The following is a 7,777-nucleotide window of genomic DNA, read 5'->3' on the forward strand; positions in this document are numbered from 1 at the left end:
GACATGGAACGGCTCCTGCCCTTCGACCCGCCCGCGATCGGCGGACACCGGCTCGCGGTGCGGCTCGGCGCGGGCGGCATGGGCGTCGTCTACCTGGCGCGGTCGCCGCACGGCGCCTGGTGTGCGCTGAAGGTGATCCGCGCCGAGTACGCCGACGACCCCGGCTTCCGCGCCCGCTTCCGCCGCGAGGCCGAGCTCGCCTCGCGCCTCACCGGCTGGTGGACGGTGCCGGTCGTCAGGGCCGACGCCGACGCCGATTCTCCGTGGCTGGCCACGGCTTACGTGCCCGGCCCGTCCCTCGCCGAGGCGGTCGCGCGGCCTGGGCTCTGGCCAGGTGCGCAGGTGCGCGGCCTGGGTGCCGCGCTGGCCGAGGCCTTGGACGGGGTGCACGCGGCCGGGCTGGTCCACCGGGACGTCAAGCCCGCGAACGTGCTCCTGGCCGTGGACGGGCCGCGCCTGATCGACTTCGGGATCGCGCGGGCCGTAGGCGCGACCGCGCTCACCGCGGACGGCTCCGTCGTGGGCTCCCCCGGCTACCTCTCGCCGGAGCAGGCCCGCGGGCGCACCGTGGGTCCGCCCAGCGATGTGTTCTCGCTCGGCTGCGTCCTCGCGCTCACAGTCACCGGCCGGGCCCCGTTCGGCACCGGCGGCGCCGCGGCCGTGCTGTACCGGACCGTTCACGAGGAACCGGACCTGGACGGCGTACCGGCGGGTCTCGACCGGATCGTACGGCGGTGTCTGGCGAAGGAGCCGGAGCAGCGCCCCGGCGCGCGTGAACTCCTCGATGTCCTGGGCGGGTTCACCCCGGACGGGTGGCTGCCCGAGGGGCTGCCCGCGCGGGTCGCAGCGCGGGCCGCACGCGTCCTCGAACTGCCCGTGCCCGAACCCACCACGGTCGACGGGCCGTCCTCCGTGACAGTGCCCGAGGCTCCGCCCTCGCCCACCCGGCGGCGGCTGCTCGTCGCGGGGAGCGCGCTTGGCGTCACCGCGGCGGGCGGGGCGGGAGCGTGGTGGCAGTGGGGCAGGAACAGAGCGTCCGCGAACACCGGTTCCGTACACCGGACCCGCCACGTGATCGCTCTGCTCGGCAGCCCGGACGACCCTTTCTACGCCGCCCAGGAGCGTGGCGCCCGCCTCGCCGTCGAGCAGCACAACCAGGACGCCGGGCGCACCGTCGACCTCGTGCTGCGCACCGCCGACGACCGCGGCACGGCGGCGGGCTCCGCCGATGCGGCCGTCCGGCTGGCCGACGACCCGGACGTGTCCGTGGCGATCGCCACGGGCTCGAATGCGACCGCGCCGGCGGCCCTGACGCCATGCAAGAAGGCCCGGCTCACCCTGCTGATCACCCGGGCCGACACCGAGAAACTCAACGGCGTCAACACCACCACGGCACTCCTGTTGCGCTCGACCCAGACTCTCGGCCCGCACCCGGTACTGCGCTATCTGAACCGGGTCGTCGAACCCGCCCGCACGGTCGTCGTGCACGACCTGGCCACTGAGGCGGACAGCCTGCCCACGGTCCGCATCGCCACCATCTACGGCAAGCTCAACAACGAGACGGCGGTGGAGGACGTCGCCGCGGACGAGGACTTCACCGGGTTCGCGCGCCGTATCGCCGTGCGCCCCCGTGACGCCGTCCTCTTCGCCGGAACGAGCCCCAGCCGCGCGGCCGCCTGTGCCCGTGCGTTGCGGAACGCGGGCCACAAAGGTGCCCGGGTCGCCGGCGAGCACGTCCTCGCCGCCCCCTTCCTCGCCGTCGGTGAGGGCTGGAGGATCGGCACGGGCTACATCGACGCGAACGCCGACTCCCGTACTCGCGCGTTCGCCGCCGCGTTCCGCTCCCGCTACGAACGCGCGCCCGGCCCCTGGGCGGCCGAGGCCTACGACGCCGTCCGGTTCGCGGCCCACGGCCTCGCCTCCATCGGCGACGACGGCCGGTCCGCCCTCCGCCCGGGACTTCTGCGCAAGCCCTGGCAGGGCATCACCCGCGTCATGGGCTTCGACGCCGTCTCGCAGTACTTCCAGGTCGAGAAGGACAATGGCGGGTTCCTGTACCGGGTGACGGGGGGAACCGCACGCTTCGTGGCGCGCGCTGACGACATCGGCAAGCAGACGTAGATCAGGGCCGGGGGGAAGACGTTCATGTCCCAGTACAGGAGCCGGGCATTCGCCGACGCCTGCCGCAAGGCGGGCATGATTCAGAGCAGGAGCGCCGTCGACGTCCGCTGACCGGTGCGCGTGCTGTGGAGGGCCTGGCGGCCGGCACGGCTGGCTCGCCTCCCGGCCGCGCTTATTCGCGCCCACGGACATCCATCCACCACTATGGAGGGAAACGCCCGATTTGCCTGGAGGTCTTGCATGCACCGTGATGGTTTTCCGGCCCCGGATTCCGGGCTCCTCCTCACTCACTTTCTGACCGTCGCCGACGTAGCGCGATCTCGCGCCTTCTACAGCGATGTTCTCGGCGGAGAGGTGGTGCTCGCGGAGAACCCCTGCACCATCAAGCTCGCCAACGGATGGATCATCATGAACCCGGGTGGCGGCCCCACCCCGGACAAGCCGGACGTCACCCTGCGCCCGCCCACCGACCCGAGCACGGTCAGCAGCTTCCTCAACCTCCGCGTCGCCGACATCGAGGCATGTCACCGAGAGTGGAGTGCGAAGGGCGCCGAATTCCTCACGCCACCCATCGATCGCACGGCCGAGGTGCGGTGCTACTTGCGCGACCCGGACGGCTATCTCATCGAAGTCGGGCAGGCCACCGGCATGCTGCACGGCGTCTACGCCGACCCGCCCGCCGGTACGAGCTGATCATGCGGTCACGGCCCCTTCGGCACCCGTCAGCCGAGTTGCTCGGCGAGTCCGACGATGATGCCTTCGGGGCCACGGACGTAGCAGAGCCGGTAGATGTTCTCGTACTGCTCCAGCTCGCCCACGAGTTCGGCGCCGTGGGTGCGCAGGCGGGCAATGACGTCCTCGATGTCGTCGACTGCGAGCATGATGCGACGAATGCCCAGCGTGTTCACCGGCGCGTCTTTCGGCTCGGGGCTGATGGCCCTCGGCCTGTGGAACTTCGCCAGCTCTACTCGTCCGTGACCGTCCGGGGTCCGCAGCACGCCTTGCCCTCCAGCTCCATGCCGAGTTCGACGAAGAACGCAACAACAGCCTCAAGGTCGTCGACGACGATGAGGACGTTGTCCATCCGCCGGATCGTCACGTTGGGCCTCTTTCACTCGGTATGGCCACGGTGGGCCCATCTGCCCCTGAGACGGAGCCGACAAGCCGTTCTCGACATCTTCGGCCACTGGGTCGGCATCGGTGGCGCGGTTACTCGGCGTTGAGCTGGTGGTCGGCCCAGACGTAGCTTTCGGGGAGCAAGTCGGTGATGAGGACGGTTCGGGTGCGGTCGTCTTCGCCGACGATGACCTTGAGGGCGGGGAAGTAGTCGAGAAGGACCTGGCGGCAGCGGCCGCATGGGGGGACGACTCCCCGGTCGCGGTCGCCCACGGCGACGATCGTGTCCAGCTCGTAGGCGCCCTGGGCGGCTGCCGCGCCGATGAGGACCAGCTCGGCGCAGGGGCCTCCGGTGAAGTGGTAGGCGTTCACCGCGGTGACGATCCGGCCGTCCCGGGCACGGGCCGCGGCCGCCATGGTGTGGTTGTCGCCCTGGCAGCGAGTGCGAGCGACGTGAGCCGCGGCCTGGATGAGTTCGTGGTCGACGGGGTGGGTCTGCGTGGTCATCTTCTCTGCCTTCGTCAGGTGTCAGGCGACGTTGCGGCGGGGCGGTGTGCTTGTTCCGCCAGATGATGCGGCGGCGGATCATGCTGCCGGCGAGGAAGGCGCGGTCAGAACCAGTGCAGGCAGTGCGGGGGACGGTCAGCGCGGAAGAGGGCGTCAGCGAGGGTGGCCGCGCCCGGGTGGTGGGCCCGGATGTGTCCGGCACGCACGAGCGTGCTCGGGGCGGTGCCGCCGAGGTAGACCGAGCCCAGGTCGCTGATGTCCAGGGACAGGTCGGGCTCCCGGTCCGTCGGGACGCAGTCGGCCATACCGTCCCGGACGGTCAGCAGGTAGTGGCCGTGCTCGCCGAGGAACGGGTCGTCGACGTCGAGGACGAGCTCGCCGTCCATGAACCACCCGCGCGCGGTCAGAGCACCTGGGACATCCAGGAGCCGCACCCAGAGCCAGTCCATGTCGCCGCTCACCTCGCCGGCGCGGAAGTCCGCGAACTGCCGTCGCAGCGGGTGCTCGGGCGGGACGTGCTTGAACACGACCTGAGAGACCAGGTCATGTCCGAGTACGAACCGGGCCAGGGCCGTGAAGACGACGTCGTCGGTGGCGATGGTCTCGTCGACCGTCAAGGTGCCGGACTCGATCGAGTAGCTTGCATAGCCGTCCGGGACGCCGTCTGCGGCACGGTGAACGGCGACGTAGCGCGGCGCCGGCGAGATCGGGGGCTGCCCCGCGCGCAAGGCCCACCAGCGGTGCGGACGGGACAGCGCGCCGGGCTGTGCACGGCGATAGCGGTCGTAGACCTCTTCCAGAATCTCGCCGCACTCGGCACGACGCAGGACCTCGACCGAGCCGTTGCCCGAACCGGTCGCTGGTGCGCCGGCTGTTTCGCGCGCCCGGGGAACGGTGAGGGCGGACTTGTGGCGCGGCACCGTCAGCCGCGCCGTGTAGGTCGCCGGTCCGTAGCCGAACCTGCCGTAGATGAGGGCCTCAGAGGCCAGCAGCACGGAAAGAATCTCCCCGCGAGCCCGCAGCTCGGCGAGCTGATGCCGCATCATCGCGCTGAGCACGCCCTGGCGCCGGTGCGAGGGCAGGACGCCGACGGCGGTCACCCCGGCGGCCGGGACGAGGGTCTCACCGGGCAGGGTGAGCTCGAAGGAGTACGTGGCGGCGGTGCCGACGGGCCGCCCGTCCGCCGTCAGGGCGAGCAGGCAGCGGTCCGTTTCGAGCGCCGACCACCAGCGCCCGCCGCCCTCGACCGGGGCTTCCGGGAAGAGCCCGAACGCGGCATGGACCGTGTCGACGAAGACGTCGAGATCCTTGTCGGTCGTGGGACGGATTTCCATCGTTGCCGCTGCCTCCTCGGGATACCGGCACCACGGCTCGTGATGTCTGGCCACAGTGCAGCGTTGACCCGTGTCCAGGGCAAGCGAATTACGGCCGGGCCCGCGGCCGCATCGGCGGCCGCCGCCCCGTGTGGTGGCCGACAGGCGACGGGGGATCCTCGCTCGCCATACGCCGGATTCGCCCTGTAACCGCACGGGCCCGTTCGGAGTCGTGATCACGTGGCTGGGAAAGGGTTGGACGGGGTGATGGTCGGGCTTGTAGCTTCCAGTTGACCGTGACACCGCCCGAGGAGGTGAGACCCATGAACGCTGTATCGATGTGGGTGCTCCCCCTTCCCGTCACGGTCGGGCGATTGACGTAGGTGTCGCCAGGAGTGCCTCGCCAACAAGGCACTCCCGAAAGGCAACTCCTATGCTCTCTTCGCAGTTCATGTTCGACGTGATCATTGCCGGGTGCGGGCCGACCGGTGCGATGCTGGCCGCCGAACTGCGGCTGCACGATGTGCGGGTACTCGTTCTGGAGAAGGAAACCGAGCCCGTGTCGTTCGTCCGCATCGTCGGTCTGCATATTCGCAGTCTCGAGCTGATGGCAATGCGCGGACTGCTGGATCGCGTTCTCGAACACGGCAGACAGCGTCCGGCCGGCGGATTCTTCGCCGCCATCGACAAACCCGCCCCGCAGGGCCTGGATTCCGCGCACGCCTATCTGCTGGGTATCCCGCAGCCGGTCATCGTTCGCCTGCTCGAGGATCATGCGATCGCACGGGGTGCGCAGGTCCGGCGCGGCTGCGCGGTCGCCGGTTTCGAGCAGGACGACGAGGGTGTGACCGTCGAGCTGGCCGACGGGGAACAGTTGCGTTCGCGCTACCTCGTCGGTTGTGACGGCGGGCGCAGTACGGTGCGCAAACTGCTCGGCGTCGGCTTCCCCGGCGAGCCCTCGCGGACCGAGACGCTGATGGGCGAGATGGAAGTGGGTGTGCCGCAGGAGGAGATCGCCGCCAAGGTGACCGAAATCCGCTGGACCCATCAGCGATTCTGGCTACGGCCCTTCGGCGAAGGGGTCTACAGCGTCGTGGTCCCCGCCGCGGGAGTCAGCGATCGCGCGGAACCGCCCACCCTTGAGGATTTCAAACAACAGCTGCGCGCCGTCGCCGGAACCGATTTCGGCGTGCACTCCCCGCGCTGGTTGTCCCGCTTCGGGGATGCCACCCGGCTGGCCGAGCGCTATCGGGTCGGTCGGGTGCTGCTGGCCGGCGATGCGGCACACATCCATCCACCCACCGGCGGACAGGGCCTCAACCTGGGCGTACAGGACGCATTCAACCTCGGCTGGAAACTGGCCGCACAGATCCGCGGCTGGGCGCCGGAAACACTGCTGGACACCTACCAGGCCGAACGGCATCCGGTCGCCGAGGACGTGCTGGACAACACCCGCGCCCAGATGGAACTGCACTCCACCGAACCGGGCCCGCAGGCCGTGCGCAGGCTGCTCACCGAACTGATGGACTTCGACGAGGTGAACCGCTGTCTGATCGAGAAGATCACCGCGATCGGCATTCGCTACGACTTCGGCGAAGGCCCCGACCTGCTCGGCCGCCGCCTGCGCGACATCGACGTGAATCAGGGCCACCTCTACGGTCTGCTGCATCGCGGCCGCGGCCTGCTGCTGGACCGCACCGAACGCCTGACCGTGGGCGGCTGGTCAGACCGAGTCGACCACCTCGCGGATCCCACTGCGGTACTGGATGTTCCGTGCGTCCTGCTACGCCCCGACGGCCACGTCGCCTGGATCGGCGACGATCAGCAGGACCTGGACGACCATCTCTCCCGCTGGTTCGGCAAGCCCGCCAACTGATTTCGCCTGAGCAACCGAACGACTGCGCCGGCGGCCCGCTGAATCCGCTTCATTCGCGCAGGTCCAGAGGTGATCAGTCCGCATGGTCGGGGGCGATGCGTTGCACCAGACGGAGCAGGGCCTGCCAGGCCAGGTCGTACGCGTGGTCGTCCTGGAGGTCGGAGCCGTGTTCCTCGCCGCGCAGTTGGCGGGCGGTGCGCTCGCGCACGTCGGCGGGCGGCAGTGTCAGTGGGGTGCCGCAGGCCTGGGCGGTGACCTGGATCTCGCACGCCTTCTCCAGGTAGTACATGCGCAGGAAGGCCTGGGCGGCCGTCTCGCCGACGGTGAGCAGACCGTGGTTGCGCAGGATGAGCGCGGGATGGTCACCGATGTCGGCGACCAGACGCTGCTGCTCGTCGAGGCTGAGGGCGACGCCCTCGTACTCGTGGTAGCCGATTCGGTCGTGGAACTCCATGGACATCTGGTTGACCGGCAGGAGTCCGTCCTGCTGGGCGGCGACGGCGCAGCCGGCCCTGGTGTGGGTGTGCAGCACGCAGTGGGCGTCGGACCGGGCGGCGTGGATCGCGCTGTGGATGACGAACCCCGCCGGATTGACCGGGTACGGGGTCGGCTCGACCGGGTTGCCGTCGAGGTCGATCTTGACGAGGTTCGAGGCGGTGATCTCCTCGAAGAGCAGTCCGTAGGGGTTGATGAGGAAGTGGTGCTCGGGGCCGGGCAGCCGCAGCGATATGTGGGTGAAGATCAGGTCGGTCATGCGGAAGTGCGCCACGAGCCGGTAGACGGCGGCCAGTTCGCGCCGTAGGCGTCGCTCTTCGTCACCGTTGCGCTGTTGTCGCGCCGGGAC

6 protein-coding genes and 1 pseudogene are annotated in these 7,777 nt (G+C 69.9%); 3 read left to right on the forward strand and 4 right to left on the reverse strand.

Features of this window, described 5'->3' with window-relative positions; genetic code table 11:
* The first annotated feature begins 3 nt into the window (after positions 1–3).
* A complete protein-coding gene (locus FNH08_RS04445) occupies positions 4–2,121 on the forward strand; it encodes a bifunctional serine/threonine-protein kinase/ABC transporter substrate-binding protein (protein ID WP_152769908.1) in 2,118 nt (705 codons plus the stop codon).
* Between the two features lie 240 nt (positions 2,122–2,361).
* Positions 2,362–2,814 (forward strand): VOC family protein, encoded by a 453-nt coding sequence (locus tag FNH08_RS04450; protein WP_152769909.1) that lies wholly within the window; start codon positions 2,362–2,364, stop codon positions 2,812–2,814.
* Positions 2,815–2,843: 29 nt separating this feature from the next.
* On the opposite strand, the pseudogene FNH08_RS04455 reads toward FNH08_RS04450, so the two are convergent.
* From FNH08_RS04455 to FNH08_RS04465, 3 genes and pseudogenes are all read right to left on the reverse strand, one after another.
* A pseudogene (locus FNH08_RS04455) lies at positions 2,844–3,220 on the reverse strand (VOC family protein).
* 110 nt (positions 3,221–3,330) lie between these two features.
* On the reverse strand, positions 3,331–3,744 hold the full coding sequence (locus FNH08_RS04460; protein WP_152769910.1) for a cytidine deaminase family protein: 414 nt from the start codon (positions 3,742–3,744) through the stop codon (positions 3,331–3,333).
* 104 nt (positions 3,745–3,848) lie between these two features.
* Positions 3,849–5,078, reverse strand: coding sequence for a GNAT family N-acetyltransferase (locus FNH08_RS04465; RefSeq protein WP_152769911.1), 1,230 nt, complete (start codon positions 5,076–5,078; stop codon positions 3,849–3,851).
* 412 nt (positions 5,079–5,490) lie between these two features.
* Here FNH08_RS04465 and rox point away from each other — a divergent pair, with 412 nt between their 5' ends.
* The gene (gene rox, locus FNH08_RS04470) at positions 5,491–6,933 is read left to right on the forward strand and encodes a rifampin monooxygenase (RefSeq protein ID WP_152769912.1); all 1,443 of its coding nucleotides are present in this window, start codon (positions 5,491–5,493) and stop codon (positions 6,931–6,933) included.
* Between the two features lie 73 nt (positions 6,934–7,006).
* Here rox and FNH08_RS04475 read toward each other — a convergent pair.
* Positions 7,007–7,777: class II aldolase/adducin family protein (locus FNH08_RS04475; RefSeq protein ID WP_265579739.1), on the reverse strand; the 771-nt coding region annotated here is incomplete at its 5' end.

This window comes from Streptomyces spongiae, from assembly GCF_009377185.1.
GTDB lineage: Bacteria > Actinomycetota > Actinomycetes > Streptomycetales > Streptomycetaceae > Streptomyces > Streptomyces spongiae.